This is a genomic window from Paraburkholderia sp. RL17-380-BIE-A (assembly GCF_046028085.1).
Lineage (GTDB): Bacteria > Pseudomonadota > Gammaproteobacteria > Burkholderiales > Burkholderiaceae > Paraburkholderia.
In genome coordinates this window covers 1-14,212 of sequence record NZ_JARESQ010000022.1, presented here as the reverse complement: position 1 = coordinate 14,212, position 14,212 = coordinate 1, and the positions used below count along the sequence as shown (strand labels likewise).

The following is a 14,212-nucleotide window of genomic DNA, read 5'->3' as shown; positions in this document are numbered from 1 at the left end:
TCAATCGCGATAGGGATGCGCCACGCGTCATGCTTTGTCTGCGCAGCAGCCTGGCAGAGTGCTCGCCGCGCAGGTCTCTCCCGCGCAACAGTTCTCGGTCAGGAAGCCGATCAAACCGGTCATGGCGTCAAAGTTCGCCGTGTAGATGACGAACCGTCCGTCCTGTCGCGGCTTCACCAGATCCGCATGTGACAGATCTTTCAGGTGAAACGAAAGGCTTGAAGGGGAAAGCCCAAGCTGCTGGGCGATTTCACCGGCAGCCATGCCGTCCGGGCCGGCTACGACCAGCAACCGGAAGATCGCGAGGCGCGATTCATGGGCGAGCGCGCTCAAGGCGCGTACAACGAGGTATGAGTCCATACCGTAACGATAGAGGTTTTGTTTCTATATTTCAAGTATTGTTGAAATGAAGGTGAGGCGAGATGGGGCGGTGCTCGATAGGCGAGCGGTCAACCCCGCTCGGTGGCGGACCGCTGGTTCGATGCAGCACTCGCGCCGACCAGAAGAATCTTTATTGTTTGAAAATATCAATAGTGGGTTCTTGTGTTGTCCCGCATTTTCGATAATGAATGTGAATGTTGTCCCGCCACGCGGGTGCGCAGCATCGCTTCCCGCATCTGCCTGGCCCCTTTGCCACTCATTATTTCGCCGGGTGTTTCCATGTCCAAGACCAAACCAGAAGAATCGCTCACCGCACCGGCCACCGGAATCCGCAAAGGTCTCACGAACTATGGTGACAGCGGCTTCTCGATGTTCTTGCGCAAAGCCTTCATCAAAGGGGCCGGTTACACGGACGATGCGCTGGATCGACCGGTAGTCGGCATCTCCAACACCGGCAGCGCCTACAACCCGTGCCACGGCAACGCGCCGCAATTGATCGAGGCGGTCAAACGCGGCGTGATGCTGGCCGGCGGCTTGCCGATGGATTTCCCGACCATTTCCATCCATGAGAGTTTTTCGCAGCCGACCAGCATGTACCTGCGCAACCTGATGTCGATGGATACCGAGGAGATGATCCGTGCCCAGCCGATGGACGCGGTCGTACTGATCGGCGGTTGCGACAAGACCGTGCCGGCGCAGTTAATGGGCGCTGCATCGGCGAACATTCCCGCCATCCAGCTGATCACGGGTTCCATGCTGACTGGCTCCCACCGCGGCGAGCGTGTCGGGGCGTGCACCGATTGCCGGCGCTACTGGGGACAATTTCGCGCGGACGAGATCGATAGCCAGGAAATCGCCGCCGTGAACAATCAGCTGGTGGCGAGCGTGGGCACCTGTTCGGTGATGGGTACCGCCAGCACCATGGCTTGCGTGGCCGAAGCGTTGGGGATGACCGTGCCGGGCGGCGCATCGCCGCCGGCAGTGACCGCGGACCGTATCCGCATCGCGGAGGAGACGGGCGCCCAGGCCGTGCGGATGGCGCAGAGCGGCCTGACCATCGACAGGATCCTCACCGCCGATGCATTCGAGAACGCCATACGCGTGTTGCTGGCGATCGGCGGCTCGACCAACGCGATCGTTCACCTGACCGCCATAGCGGGACGCATGGGACTGGATGTCGATCTGCAGGCACTGGACCGCATGGGCCGCGAAACGCCGGTGTTGCTGGACCTGAAACCATCCGGCCAGCACTACATGGAAGACTTTCATCATGCCGGCGGCATGGCGACGTTGCTGCGCGAACTCAAGCCGCTGCTCAAGCTCGATGCGATGACGGTGACTGGCCGCACACTGGGCGAGGAGATCGAACTGGCCGGCCCCGGCTTCGAGCAGAACGTGGTGCGCACCATCGCCGACCCGATTTATCCGCAAGGCGGCATTGCCGTTCTGACGGGCAACCTCGCGCCTCGCGGCGCGATCATCAAGCAATCGGCCGCCAATGCCCGGCTCATGCAGCACGAGGGACGCGCGGTCGTGTTCGAGAACGTCAAGGACATGGCTGAGCGTATCGACTCGGACGATCTCGATGTCACGGCCGACGACATTCTGGTATTGAAGAACATCGGCCCGAAAGGCGCACCGGGGATGCCTGAAGCCGGCTACATTCCCATCCCGAAGAAGCTCGCGCGCGCGGGTGTGAAGGACATCGTGCGGATATCCGACGGGCGCATGAGCGGCACCGCCTTCGGCACCATCGTGCTGCACGTGACGCCCGAGGCGGCCGTCGGCGGCCCGTTGGCACATGTGCAGAACGGCGACCGCATCCGGCTGAACGTGCCCGCCCGTGAAATTGCGCTGCTCGTATCGGACACCGAACTGGCGCGCCGCGCGGGGGCCGCGCCCATCGATATGCCGACAGCCGAGCGCGGCTATCAGAAGCTGTTCCTCGACACCGTGTTGCAGGCCGACCAGGGCGTCGATTTCGATTTCTTGCGCGCGCCGAGGTGTGTCGGCACGACGCCGAAGGGCTAACGAGTCCGCCCCTCACCGTAGGACACGGGCGGGGCGGCTCGTTGCGCAACACCTCGTGCGCTTAGGCGTTGAAGCCGCCATCAATGGTCAGGCTCGCGCCGGTGACGAATCCCGCTTCCGGGCTGGTCACATAGGCAACCATGCCGGCAATTTCGTCGGGATGCGCGTGGCGCTGGATCGCCATCAGGCCGTGCAGCGCAGTGGCAAAGTCGCCGGACTCGGGATTCATATCCGTATCGGTCGGGCCCGGCTGAACGTTGTTGACCGTAATTCCCCGCGGCCCGAGATCGCGGGCCAACCCTTGAACCAGCCCTTGCAGGGCGGACTTGCTCATCGCATAGGCCGCGCCGCCGGCGAACGGCATGCGCTCGGCATTGCAGCTACCGATGTTCACGATACGGCCGCCATTGCCCATATGCGGCAGAACAGCCTTGATGGCGACGAACACCGCCCGGACGTTGACTTGGAGCGTGGTGTCGAAGTCTTCCAGCGAGAAGCTGTCCACCGGGCCCATCAAAAGAACGCCTGCGTTGTTGACGAGGATGTCGATCTTGCCGAACTTCGCAGCGGCCTCGTCGATGGCGCGGGTCAAAGCGCTGGCGTCGCCGGCGTCCGCCTGCAGCGCAATGGCTCGTCCGCCTTGGTCCGCAATGCTTTGAGCAAGTGCATTGGCGGTGGCCGCCGAGCCTTTGTAGGTGAAGGCCACGGCTGCGCCGTCTTGCGCGAGGCGCCGCACGATCGCCGCGCCAATCCCACGGCCGCCGCCGGTCACGAACGCCACTTTGCCAGTCAGATTCGAAGTCATGTTGTGTTCCCAGAAGAGTTGATGAAAGGAGTATCGTCCTGACATTCAAGCTTGAGTAGCGGGTGATCTAGACTATCTCTTTCAACCATTTGTATCAAATGATCATGGAAGCGCTCAACCTGGTCGAATCGTTTCTTCTCAGCGCAGAGCACGGGAGTTTCTCCGCGGCGGCTCGTCGACTGGGTCTGACGCCGGCCGCGGTCAGCAAAAACGTGGCGAGACTGGAGGCGACGCTTGGACTGCGGCTGTTCCAGCGCAGCACACGCAGTCTCACGCTGACCGCAGCCGGCGAGCAGTTTCTGAGTGACGTCACCCAGCCTTTTACGGCCTTGCAGGATGCGTTCGCCAATGTCGTCACGCAAGACGGAAAACCGGCCGGGACGCTCAAGGTTAGCCTGGGACTCGCATTCGGCCGTGAGTATCTGGTGCCGCTGCTCGGCGAATTCCTCGATTTATATCCAGCGATCGTACCGGACTGGCATTTTGACAACCGGCCTGTCGATCTGATTGCCGGCGGCTTCGACGTGGCTATCGGGGGCGGAATAGAACTGACACCGGGGATCGTAGCGCGTGAACTTGCGCGCACGCATGTGATCGTCGCCGCGTCTCCTGCGTACATGTCGAGCCGCACGATGCCGAAACACCCGTCGGAACTCAGCCAATTCGATGGGATCGTGCGTCGCTCGGCCGAGACCGGACGCCTCAGGGTGTGGACGCTCAAGAACCAGGTTGGCGAACAATGCCAGGCGGAGTGTCGAACGCGCATCATCCTGGATGACCCTGAGGCGATCGCGCACGCGGCAATTCTCGGCTACGGCGTCGCGTTCCTGCCGATGCCCCACGCGTTCCGCTGGCTATCGAGCGGCGCGCTGGTGCGTTTGCTGCCGGCCTGGTACGCCGAGCAGGGTCCGATTTCGCTCTATTACCCGAACAAGAAACTGCTTCCGGCAAAGACGCGGGTGTTCATTGAGTTCGTGGCGGCCGCGTTTAAAAGGCAGAAGTACGCGTCTAAGTTCGACGCGCGCTAATAGACGAAAACTGATCAATCAGAATGACGGTATGCCGATAGGCGGCCGAAAGACTTCGAGAGTCGGTCGAGCCGCACTGGTCTGTCTTCTTCAACAACAGACAACCTGTGGAAGTCGGGCGCCGCGAAACGCTCAGGTAGATCTTGTGGCCGTCGGCTAGTGCCTGTCTTGCGAGATTCCGCGCAGATTTTCGCGGACGCGTTTAGCGACGAGAACCGTCAGATAGTCCAGCACGCGCGCCCCGTCACTGTATTGGGCCCACGTCTCAGCGTACATCCTCGATACGGTCTCGGTCGGGGTGTTGGTGTCAGATGCAATTGCCTTGACGACGTCGTCAAAGTTGAGGTCGGCCATTACGTGCTCCTGGCGTTCAAAGAGAGGGATGCAAGCCAGCGGAAGTCGATTAGACGACGTTGCCGGCCTGCGCGCAAATTGAATCGGCCTATGGTTGACGCATGTCAGTTGTCGTCGACTTGTCTGAACATACTGAGCAATCTTCCAGTACGCGGTGTGCCTACTCCATAGTAAAAAAGTCATCCGGGCCTGATCCTCGCCCGTGTATAGCGCGCGTCACACAAAAGCTGTCCTATCAACGACTTGTCGAGCTTGCCCATGTGTTGTCCACAGCCTTGCGAACAGATTCTGTGGACAGTTTTCGGCTCATGCGGCGCGTCGGGACCATTCATCCTGCTGCCAGGAAAGATTTCTTAAACGGTATATACTGTTTATATCGTTTGTTAAATCTGGAGTTGACCATGATTGAACCCCGCGTCAGGAAGGCGACGAAGAAGGCCTCTCACTTTCCGAAGCATGCCAATGGCCATGCGCTACCCGAGGAGAGGCAGGCGGAAGCGCCGGAAGCGGTAGCCGCCGATACTCGGGCTGCTCCGACAAAGGCGAAGAAACAAAAGCGTGTGGTGCCGCAGGAAGCCACACCAATCGAGATAGCCGTAGAGGAAAAAGCGCAGCGTCAAAAGAAGGAGAAGGTCGTACGTGACAGCTTCACAATGCCGAAGTCCGACTATGAAAAGATTGCGGCACTGAAACAGAAGTGCCTGGACGCGGGCGTGTCGGTGAAGAAGAGTGAGCTTCTGCGAGCGGGCTTGGTTCTGCTCGAGACGGCATCAATGAAACGCCTGCTTGAGGCGATTTCGGCTGTCGAAACAGTCAAAACCGGTAGGCCCGCAAAATCGTAACGCGGCGCTTGCTGTGCTGCGGGCAACCCTCGCCGGCACAGCATGTGCCACTCCTAGTCGAGCAGATCATGCCAGACAAGCATCTTTCAAGCAGGTTTGATACCGAACTCGCTCGGGTCTCCACGAAGCTGCTCGAAATGGGCGGGCTGGTCGAGTCACAGATAGCGTGCGTGCTGGAAGCGCTGAAATCGTTCGATCTGGCGCTTATCGAGCATGTTGGCGATGCTGAGCGCCGGCTCAATCTCATGGAAATAGAGATCGACGACGAAGTGGTCAACGTGATTGCCCGGCGGCAGCCGGCAGCCTCCGACTTGCGCCTTCTGATGGCGACGTTGAAGTGCGCGGCCAACCTCGAGCGTGTTGGCGACGAGGCACGCAAGATAGCGAAGCGAACTCGCCGCGTCGCCGTGGATGCGGGCGCGTGGAAACTCAATATCGCTGAAATCAGGACTTCTGGGGAAATGGCCACGCAGATGCTTCGCAGAGCGCTAAACGCATTTGCGCGCATGGATGCAACGGCGGCCGCACAGATTGTCCGCGACGACGAAGCCATCGACGCCGAATTTCGGGCCGGCGTAGTCAAGCTTGTCACCTCCATGAAGGAAGACCCCCGGACAGTCCGGATTGGGCTCGACTACCTGTTGATTGCGAAATCCATCGAGCGTATCGGCGACCATGCCACCAACATCGCGGAATCCGTCGTCTATGTCGTTCGGGGTACCGACATTCGCCACGAGCATAGGAAGCAGCGTGGGCACGAAATCTACGGCAGATAAGGCGGAGATGCTGATAGTCGGGCTGGATTCAACCATCATGCGTTTGCTCGACAATTCAATCTGGCTGTCGGGTTATGCCTTAGATGCCTCAGGCATCCTCAACATACTCCACAGCGGGCGCGACCGTCTCATGCTCCGGCGCGCTGCTGCTCAAAGGAGTAATTGCGTTCGCGTAGCGTCGCGTGCCCACTAGTGCTGTGATCCCGTGGGCAAAAATGCTGATCAGCACGGTCGCCATGACGGCTTGTTTGATAATGGATTCGGCCGGCAGATTCAATTCTCCTTCGAGATAAACCAGTGCAAGGACGATGGACGCAAGCCCCCTCGGACCGAACCAACCCATGAACAAGACGGTCGGACGGCTGAGGTGCGTGCCTATCAGCGCAATCGCTACCGGCACCATGCGAATCAATGTCAGGCTCAGTACGCCGTAGATCACCACGACGAGACTGAAGTGCGCCCACACCCGGCTAACGACCAGACCGAAGAGAAAGAATACGAACAGGTTGAAGAGTTGGCCCCAGTCTTCTGCGAACTCGACGCTATGTTTGCCAACCTCGTTAAAGCCCACTTGAGTGGCGAGTCCTGCCACGAAAGCCGCGATGAACATACTCGCGCCGACGGCGTCCGAAGCCAGCACGCAAGCGAGTGGCAGCGTCACCACACCGAGTTGAGCGAGCGGCTCGGCCATCCACTTCTTGCGGCGGGAAAGGCCTAGCAGCCAGCCACCTAGAAGCCCGATAACGAGTCCAACAAGCGCCCCGTAGCCGAGTTGCTCAACGACAAATCTGACGAACACGGCGCCGCCAGTGTGGGTCTCTTGCGCCACCGCCAGTGCAATGAAAAACATCATGAAGGGGACTGCGAGCCCGTCATTGAGCCCTGCCTCGACATTCAGCGCCTGACGGATCCGTTGCGGCACCAGCTCGCTGTTCACGATCACCTGACCAAGCCCGGCATCGGTCGGTGCGAGAATCGCGCCGAGAATGCCGGCCTCCCACCAGGAAATCGTTCGGAAAACGACCATCGCGCATAGCGCGCCGAGCACGATCGTTAGCAGCATGCCGATGCTCAGTAGGCGGACTGGCAGGTTCGTATGGCCCTTCAACATCCCCGGGCTGACGCGTGAGGCGTCCGTGAAGAGCGTCATGACAAGCCCCAGCTCGGCAACGAGGAGCAAGCCTTTACGGTCGAGCACCAGCTCGGTTGCTGCTTCAGGAAAAATCGCGAGCAGGGCGCCGGCTGCGGTGAACAGAATCGGTGCGGTGATAGCCGTCTTCTCCAGTCTTCGCGACACCAGACTGTAAAGGAACACGAGCGAAATGAACGCGGCGATCAGTAACATTGGCCAATCCTTCGAATACCCGATGATGTGCCGCCATCCGGGTGTTGCGTTTCAAACATGGTGTATTGGTCGGCAGGAAGCGCACCCGCTGTCGCTGCATCGCTGCATGGACGGGAGACGCAGTCCCATCCTGTGTTTAAGCCTAGGCAGCTTACGCGGCAGTTATTTGCCGGAGATCAAGGAATGCGCCGTAGTGCGTAGAGAGCTGCGACTTGTATCCGGCATCCTGGGGTTGACCCGATAGCGTGTTGCGTCCCGGCTCCATGCAATCGCAATCGAGATTTCCTGGCCAGCAGCGAGACGCCTCGCTTTCTTAATGCCTTTCGGTCACTTCCATATCGATAGAAATTGGAAGGCCGCGCGCGCGGGCAGGGTTAGCATGGGCGTTTTGCTCTTCCGCCTTCCGAATATCAAAAGCGATGTCAGTCAAACTTCCACGCTTCGGCGTCTGGGCGCTCGTGCACGGTAGCCGTGCCGCGTTGCAGGATCCAGCCGAACCTTATGATGCTTCATGGGAGCGCAACAAGGCTCTTGTACTCGAGGCCGAGCGGCTCGGCTACGACTCGGTGCTCGTCGCTCAACACACGGTCAATCCGCATGATCCTTCGCTCGACCAGCTCGAGGCATGGACCGCGTCGGCAGCATTGGCGGCGCTCACGTCGCGCATCGAGATCATCACGGCGATCAAGCCTTATCTCTATCATCCGGTCGTGCTCGCGAAGATGGCTCAGCAGATCGAGCACATCAGCGGCGGGCGCTTTGCGATCAACCTGGTGAACGCCTGGAATCGTCCAGAGCTGGAACGTGCCGGCATTGGCTTTCCTGAGCACGATGAACGCTACGCGTACGGCCGCGAATGGATCGAAGTCGTCGCGGCGCTGTTGCGTGGCGAAGTGGTGAATCATCACGGCGACAACTTTCGTATCGACGAATATCAGTTGCGTCCCGCTGATCCGTTTCGCGCGCGTCCGCGCATCTATGTCGGCGGCGAGTCGGAGCCGGCGCGCGAACTGGTGGCGGCGCACGGCGACGTGTGGTTCATCAACGGTCAGCCGCACGACGAGGTCGCGCGTCTGATCGCCGATGTATCCGCCCGTCCGCGTCCCGCCGCGCAGGCTGCATTGCGTTTCGGTCTGTCGGCCTTCGTGATCGCACGCGAGACACAGGCGCAGGCAGAGGCGCATCTCGCGCATCTGTTCGCGCTGGCCGAACTGGACAAGCCGCTGCGCGAGCGGCAGAAAGCCAATATCGATCCGAAAGCGGTGATGCACCAGACCTTCGCGCAATCGCCGCGTGTCGGCTCGAATGGCGGCACGGCCGCGGGGCTGGTCGGCGATTACGACACCGTCGCGCAGCGCGTTGCCGCGTTTCACCGCGCGGGCATCGAACTCTTCATGCTGCAGTTCCAGCCGTTCGAAGCCGACATGCGCAGCTTTGCGGAAGAGGTCGCGCCGCGCGTTCGCCGGCTTCTTTCGAACTGAGCGCAACCGTTTCCGGATCGTGCGCGACGCGCGCGATCCGGTGTGCGATCAGAAGAACGCGCCGGTGGGCGGAAGCTGTCCGGTCAAGAGGTTCTGCCCAAGCAACCGCTCCTTGTATAGGCGCGGATTGTGCGAAGCAATCACCTTGATGTTGCGCCAATGCCGGTCCAGCGCGCCCACGCGAGATACGACCGAGCCCGACCCGAGATCGATCAGCCAACTGGCGATCTGCGGGGCGAGATCGTCGATCACGACCTTGGCCTCCGCCGCCGAGAGCGTGGCGGCGAGCGTGGTGTCATATTCGTCGGCTGTGCCATAGCTGTCCCAGGTGCGCTGAAGCGCCGCTACGGCACGATCGGCGGTTGCCTCGACGCTGGCGGCGTAGGCGCGAATCCGGCCAAGCAGCGTTTGCAGTACCGGCTCGTCGCTGGGATGCGCCGCGTCGCCGTGATAGAAGTTGCGCCCGCGTGCGCGCAACACCTCGACGGCGTCCAACGCGACCCGCCGCACGATGCCTGCAATGCAGTTGGTCAGATAGACCTGATGAAAGGTGTAGCCCCACGGCGCCGCTTCTTCGCCTCGCGGTGGGTCTGTCGGATAGACATGCGCCGCGGGCACCGTCACGGCATGAAACTTCGCCGTACCCGAGCCCGTCAGGCGCTGACCAAATCCCTGCCAGTCGTCATCGTTGCCGACACCCTGACCCCGGTAGAGCACGTATTGCACGGTTCGTCCCTCACGGCTTTCCACCGCGAGTCCAACGAATGCGTCGTTGTAGAGGTTGCCGGTCGCGTAGACTTTCTCGCCAGAGCCGATATACGCGCGGCGCGCTTCGTCCCATTCGAACCGGCTCAGCACCTGGCTCGGACGCGCGCCCGCCGCCACGGCGTCGCTGTCGGTGAAGCTGAGGCCAACGGTTTTGTTCTTGCCCGTCAGATCGAGAACGTGTGCATGGAACGGGTGATCCCGGCGTCTGAGCGCCGCTTCGACTTGCCACAGATGATTGCGGAACGCGTGAGCAATGTTCGAATCCGCTGCCGCAACGTCGCGCGCCACGACGAAAAGTTCGCTCAACGACACACCGCGGCCGCCGGCCTGCGCAGGCAGGCGCAGCGCGCCGAAGCCGAGCGCCTTGAGCGTCGCGATCTCCTCGTGCGGCAAACGGTGATTGCGTTCCCGCTCCACCGCGGTCGCTGCGATATGGGTTAGCGCATCGGCGAAACCGAGTGTGGCGGACAAGGGTGAGACGAGCCTGGTTGCCATCGTATGTTCCATCAAACCTTCACGCTGTAGTCCGCGACCTTGATTCGCGACTTGATGATCTTGCGTTCCGCGAGCCAATCGGCGGCGCGTTGGAACTGCGCGATGAACGCGGCGTCGTCCGGTTCGTGGAATTGGTTCACGCGCTTCAGGCTCGTCAGATAGTCGCGCACCTGATCCGGATATTTGGCTTCCTGCTGCACGAGCTGTTCGGATTCGGCGGAATGTGCCGACTGCCACGCGCCTTCGACGTAGTACGCATCGATCACCGCGCGAATCAGCTCGGAATTCTCTTCGGTAAATTTTCGGCGTGTCACGAGCGAGCTGTAATCGATCAGGAAATCGAGGTCGCGTCCTTCGTTGAAAATGTCCTTCGCGTCGTTGGCATGGCGTGCGATGTCCACGGCCGGCGACCACATCGACCACGCGTCCACTACGCCTTGCGCAAACGCCGGCGCGGCATCGGGCGGATTCAGGTAGACGAACTCGACCTTGCTGCGGTCGATGTGATGCTTCTCCAGCGCGGCAATCAACAGGAATTCGCCCAGTCCCGACCGGTTGACCGCGACCTTGCGGCCCACGAGATCGGCAACCGAATTGATACCGCTCGATTTCTTCACGATGATCGCGGTCGAGCGCGGCGAATAGATGTCGAACGCGTTGAAGACGAGAGGGGAGCCGGCCAGCATTGCGGCCAGCGCCGGCGTCGTCGATCCCCAGAAGCCGAAATCCGCGCTGCCGCCGACGACCGCCTGAATCGACGGCGCATGGTTGGGGAACGGCCCGACCCATTCGACCTTGATGCCCTTTGCAGCCAGTGTCTTTTCGAACACACCGCGCTGTTTGGCGATGTCCGGCAGGGCGCCGTAGCCCCAGCCGACGCGAACCGTATCGGTGTTGCGGGTCAGCTTGCGCGGCTCGGCGGCGCGAGCCGGAAACAGTCCGCCGGCGGCGGCGCCGGCCAGCAGGCCACCCGCCGCGCGCAACAGCTGGCGGCGGCTCAGTAAAGAATCGTTCATCCTTGTCAGTTCCTTGGAGTCATGCGGAAAAGCGCTCAGTGAGACTGAACGCCGAGCTCGTCGAGCAGGATTGGCCGCAGTGCCTGCGGCGTCTGGTTGTTGGGTTGGAAGGACGCCGCGATGCGCCCCGCGCGCATGACAAGAATCCTGTCGGCGAGCGTGAGCGCCTCGTCGACGTCATGCGTGACGAGCAGCACGCCAGGGTGATGGCGCGCGACGAGTTCCTTGACGAGTCCGTGCATCTTGATGCGCGTGAGCGCGTCGAGCGCCGCGAACGGTTCATCGAGCAGCAGCAGCGCGGGATCGCGCACGAGGCCGCGCGCCAGCGCCACGCGTTGCGCCTGACCGCCGGAGAGATTGCGCGGCCAGTCGTCTTCCCGGCCGGAGAGCCCGACTTCGGCCAACGCACGCGCCGCTCCCGCACGGCCGATCGTCGTTTCATGACCAAGCGCGACGTTCTCCCAGAGCGTCGCCCAAGGCAGCAGGCGGTGCTCCTGGAATACGACGGAAGGCCGTTCGGGCGCACGGATCTGGCCGGCGTCGGGTAGATCGAGCCCGGCCAGCGCACGCAACAGGGTGGTCTTGCCACAACCGCTTTCTCCGAGCAGCGCGACAAATTCACCTTCGCGGATATCGAGATCCAGCGCATCGATGACGACACGCGTGCCGTAGCTGCGTTGCAGACCGCGCACCGATACGGCGAGCGGCGAGCGGTTCACCCGTTCCTCATTGAGCGCCTGAACGGCGGCATCCTGCGGCAGTGCAAGATCGAGGCTCACTGGCGTGCTCCTTTGGCGTAATTCGCATGCCATGAGAGGAAGCGCGCTTCGAGCAACCGCACCAGCGCGTCCGCCACGACGCCGACGATCGCGTAGATGATGATGGTCAACAGAATGACGTTGGTCTGAAGGAATTCGCGGGCATCCATGGCCAGAAAGCCGATGCCTTTCGTTGTCGCAAGCGTTTCCGCAATGACGAGCGCGAGCCAGGCATGGGCGAGTGCGTAACGCACGCCCGTCAGGATCGACGGCATCGCGCCAGGCAGAATGATGCGCCGTACGACCGCGCTCCGGTTCAAGCCGATCACCTTCGCGAGTTCCATCAGCTTCGGATCGATCTGGCGAATGCCCAGCATGGTGTTGATGTAGATGGGGAAGAGCACGGCAAGCGCGACCAGAAAGATTTTCGCCGCCTCGCCCACGCCGAACCAGACGATGACGAGCGGCAGCATCGCCAGAAAAGGAATTGCGCGCACCATCTGGATCGAACGATCCAGCAGCGCCTGCGCAAGCGGCGAGAAGCCGACCAGAATGCCGAGCGCGAGTCCGATCGTTCCACCGATTGCAAAGCCCGTAGCGGCACGCAATAGCGACACGCCGAGGTGAATGAAGAGATCACCGTTTCTGGCCAGATCCAGCGCGCTTGCCGCAACGCTGCTCGGAGCCGGGAGCACTTGTGGCGCAATCAGTCCAACGCGCGCCGCGACTTGCCACAGCACGAGCACGAGTGCTGGAACGGCCCACGAAAGCCACCTGTAGAGCGTGCGTTTCGAAACGCCCCGGTAAAACCGGGGCGAAGCGGCATAGCCGTTGCGTGAATAGGTGACATCAGCCATGTCGGTTGGTCCCAGATAAGCCGTGAAAAAGGACTGCTCCGAGATGGAGCCAGTACGGGTCAACACACCTCAGGGCGGATTCATTTTGCCCAGCGATCCGGACGGCGAATTTGTATCGGCAAAAGGCGGTGCCTCGCGAAGGCGAGTTTGTTATTAAAGGCCGATTCGCATGGCGATGACAAACAGTTATTTATGCTTTGCTTTTCAGTTCTGAAGCATTGCTCGAGGGCGGCAATGCCTGGCGCGTGATGACGCCGTTGCCGAGGGCCCGCGCAGGTTTGCGCGGCACGGGTGTAAGTGGCGGAAGGTTGGCGTTTCTAGCCGGCGTGTGCGGTTTTTCGTTAGCCGAAGGGACCGAGCTGCATGGCGAAGCGCCGCGCGCATTCCAGCCCAAACGCCGTCGGCGCGACGCCGCGATCGTGCTGCACGTCGAAGCCCATGCGCCACGCGGCGATCCGTTTGCCGTAGCACGTGAGCGCGTCGAGCGACTGCATCACAAAGACGATAGCCGGCAACGTTTGGGCGTACAGTGCTTCGGCTTCCTGTTCGAGTCCGTTAGCGAATGCCCGGTGTATCGCGACCTGCCGGTCGAAGGTGTCTGGCGCTACGATCAGTCCCGCACATCCGGCTCGCAGGTTGTCGACAAGTTCTTGCCCACCCCGGCCATTGAAGACCGGTAACGTGTGCCCGAGCTCGCGCAGCCGGTCGACGGTGCGCTGAATCGTTGTCGCCGGTCCCTCGCCTTTAAGCAGGCGGAAGTTGGGGCATTGACTCGCAAGCGTCACAATCGATTCCGCTGACAGGCCGACGCCCAGATATTCCGGTGCGTTCTGAATGCCTGCGGGGGCTTGTGTGCGCTGCATCACCGCGGCAAAGAAGTCGAAATAGAACGACTCCGGTTTGTCGCGCATCGACGGAGGCTGAAGGATCAGCCAGGAAGCACCGCGCTCAACTGCGTAGTTAGCCAGCGCGACTTGCGCGTCCACGGTGTCGCCCGTGATCGTCACGACGAGCGGGACACGTGCCGCGATGTCTTCGCTGGCCCAGTCGATCAGACGATGTTTCTCTTCGAGCGACAACCGGTTTACCTCGGTCGCGAGACCGAGTATGACGATGCTCCGCGCGCCCGCCGCGATCGTCGCGTTGATCTGAATTCTTTGCGCTTCGCGATCCAACTGGTTGCGGGAGTCGAAGAAGGCGTAGAGGACAGGCCAGATTCCGCTCGGTGAAGAATGGGTGTCAGGTGTCATGGATAGCATCCGCTGCCAGTTCAGG

14 protein-coding genes are annotated in these 14,212 nt (G+C 61.4%); 5 read left to right on the top strand and 9 right to left on the bottom strand.

Annotation, left to right across the window (positions count from 1 at the left end):
* Positions 1-27 precede the first annotated feature (27 nt).
* Entirely contained in the window at positions 28-360 is a 333-nt protein-coding gene (locus P0D68_RS29710) for an ArsR/SmtB family transcription factor (RefSeq protein WP_408300664.1), read from the bottom strand.
* 300 nt (positions 361-660) lie between these two features.
* Here P0D68_RS29710 and P0D68_RS29705 point away from each other — a divergent pair, with 300 nt between their 5' ends.
* Positions 661-2,412: an IlvD/Edd family dehydratase gene (locus P0D68_RS29705; protein WP_408300666.1), complete on the top strand. Its 1,752-nt coding sequence runs from the start codon at positions 661-663 to the stop codon at positions 2,410-2,412.
* Positions 2,413-2,473: 61 nt separating this feature from the next.
* On the opposite strand, the gene P0D68_RS29700 is transcribed toward P0D68_RS29705, so the two are convergent.
* A complete protein-coding gene (locus P0D68_RS29700; protein WP_408300668.1) occupies positions 2,474-3,217 on the bottom strand; it encodes an SDR family oxidoreductase in 744 nt (247 codons plus the stop codon).
* Positions 3,218-3,321: 104 nt separating this feature from the next.
* Between P0D68_RS29700 and P0D68_RS29695 the strand changes: the two genes are divergently transcribed.
* Positions 3,322-4,245 carry a LysR family transcriptional regulator gene (locus P0D68_RS29695; RefSeq protein ID WP_408300670.1) on the top strand — a complete coding sequence of 308 codons (924 nt, stop codon included), beginning with the start codon at positions 3,322-3,324 and terminating at the stop codon, positions 4,243-4,245.
* A 156-nt stretch (positions 4,246-4,401) separates the two neighbouring features.
* Here P0D68_RS29695 and P0D68_RS29690 read toward each other — a convergent pair whose 3' ends face one another.
* Positions 4,402-4,599, bottom strand: coding sequence for a DUF3562 domain-containing protein (locus P0D68_RS29690; RefSeq protein WP_091792833.1), 198 nt, complete (start codon positions 4,597-4,599; stop codon positions 4,402-4,404).
* Between the two features lie 401 nt (positions 4,600-5,000).
* Between P0D68_RS29690 and P0D68_RS29685 the strand changes: the two genes are divergently transcribed.
* Positions 5,001-5,441: a hypothetical protein gene (locus P0D68_RS29685; protein ID WP_408184560.1), complete on the top strand. Its 441-nt coding sequence runs from the start codon at positions 5,001-5,003 to the stop codon at positions 5,439-5,441.
* 68 nt (positions 5,442-5,509) lie between these two features.
* Positions 5,510-6,217, top strand: coding sequence for a phosphate signaling complex protein PhoU (gene phoU, locus P0D68_RS29680; RefSeq protein ID WP_408300673.1), 708 nt, complete (start codon positions 5,510-5,512; stop codon positions 6,215-6,217).
* Between the two features lie 88 nt (positions 6,218-6,305).
* On the opposite strand, the gene P0D68_RS29675 is transcribed toward phoU, so the two are convergent.
* Positions 6,306-7,562, bottom strand: a complete 1,257-nt coding sequence (locus P0D68_RS29675; protein WP_408300675.1) for a cation:proton antiporter domain-containing protein — start codon at positions 7,560-7,562, stop codon at positions 6,306-6,308.
* 419 nt (positions 7,563-7,981) lie between these two features.
* On the opposite strand from P0D68_RS29675, the gene P0D68_RS29670 reads away from it, so the two are divergent.
* Positions 7,982-9,043, top strand: a complete 1,062-nt coding sequence (locus tag P0D68_RS29670) for an LLM class flavin-dependent oxidoreductase (RefSeq protein WP_408300677.1) — start codon at positions 7,982-7,984, stop codon at positions 9,041-9,043.
* Positions 9,044-9,091: 48 nt separating this feature from the next.
* Here P0D68_RS29670 and P0D68_RS29665 read toward each other — a convergent pair whose 3' ends face one another.
* The 5 genes from P0D68_RS29665 to P0D68_RS29645 form a co-directional block, all read right to left on the bottom strand.
* Positions 9,092-10,306: an acyl-CoA dehydrogenase family protein gene (locus tag P0D68_RS29665; RefSeq protein WP_408300679.1), complete on the bottom strand. Its 1,215-nt coding sequence runs from the start codon at positions 10,304-10,306 to the stop codon at positions 9,092-9,094.
* Positions 10,307-10,317: 11 nt separating this feature from the next.
* Complete coding sequence (locus tag P0D68_RS29660) at positions 10,318-11,322, bottom strand: NrtA/SsuA/CpmA family ABC transporter substrate-binding protein (protein ID WP_091792838.1); 1,005 nt, start codon at positions 11,320-11,322, stop codon at positions 10,318-10,320.
* Positions 11,323-11,357: 35 nt separating this feature from the next.
* Positions 11,358-12,101 (bottom strand): ABC transporter ATP-binding protein, encoded by a 744-nt coding sequence (locus tag P0D68_RS29655; protein WP_091792839.1) that lies wholly within the window; start codon positions 12,099-12,101, stop codon positions 11,358-11,360.
* Positions 12,098-12,937: an ABC transporter permease subunit gene (locus tag P0D68_RS29650; protein WP_408300682.1), complete on the bottom strand. Its 840-nt coding sequence runs from the start codon at positions 12,935-12,937 to the stop codon at positions 12,098-12,100. Before P0D68_RS29650 ends, P0D68_RS29655 begins: the two co-directional genes overlap by 4 nt.
* A 341-nt stretch (positions 12,938-13,278) precedes the next feature.
* Positions 13,279-14,187: a dihydrodipicolinate synthase family protein gene (locus P0D68_RS29645; protein ID WP_408468790.1), complete on the bottom strand. Its 909-nt coding sequence runs from the start codon at positions 14,185-14,187 to the stop codon at positions 13,279-13,281.
* Positions 14,188-14,212: the final 25 nt, after the last annotated feature.

Bases quoted from the DNA above. Each gene is read 5' to 3' on its own strand.
- P0D68_RS29695 (WP_408300670.1), top strand. From the start codon at position 3,322: ATGGAAGCGCTCAACCTGGTCGAATCGTTTCTTCTCAGCGCAGAGCAC.
- P0D68_RS29700 (WP_408300668.1), bottom strand. From the start codon at position 3,217: ATGACTTCGAATCTGACTGGCAAAGTGGCGTTCGTGACCGGCGGCGGC.
- P0D68_RS29685 (WP_408184560.1), top strand. From the start codon at position 5,001: ATGATTGAACCCCGCGTCAGGAAGGCGACGAAGAAGGCCTCTCACTTT.
- P0D68_RS29660 (WP_091792838.1), bottom strand. From the start codon at position 11,322: ATGAACGATTCTTTACTGAGCCGCCGCCAGCTGTTGCGCGCGGCGGGT.
- P0D68_RS29690 (WP_091792833.1), bottom strand. From the start codon at position 4,599: ATGGCCGACCTCAACTTTGACGACGTCGTCAAGGCAATTGCATCTGAC.
- P0D68_RS29705 (WP_408300666.1), top strand. From the start codon at position 661: ATGTCCAAGACCAAACCAGAAGAATCGCTCACCGCACCGGCCACCGGA.
- P0D68_RS29645 (WP_408468790.1), bottom strand. From the start codon at position 14,187: ATGACACCTGACACCCATTCTTCACCGAGCGGAATCTGGCCTGTCCTC.
- P0D68_RS29665 (WP_408300679.1), bottom strand. From the start codon at position 10,306: ATGGCAACCAGGCTCGTCTCACCCTTGTCCGCCACACTCGGTTTCGCC.
- P0D68_RS29650 (WP_408300682.1), bottom strand. From the start codon at position 12,937: ATGGCTGATGTCACCTATTCACGCAACGGCTATGCCGCTTCGCCCCGG.
- P0D68_RS29670 (WP_408300677.1), top strand. From the start codon at position 7,982: ATGTCAGTCAAACTTCCACGCTTCGGCGTCTGGGCGCTCGTGCACGGT.
- phoU (WP_408300673.1), top strand. From the start codon at position 5,510: ATGCCAGACAAGCATCTTTCAAGCAGGTTTGATACCGAACTCGCTCGG.
- P0D68_RS29710 (WP_408300664.1), bottom strand. From the start codon at position 360: ATGGACTCATACCTCGTTGTACGCGCCTTGAGCGCGCTCGCCCATGAA.
- P0D68_RS29675 (WP_408300675.1), bottom strand. From the start codon at position 7,562: ATGTTACTGATCGCCGCGTTCATTTCGCTCGTGTTCCTTTACAGTCTG.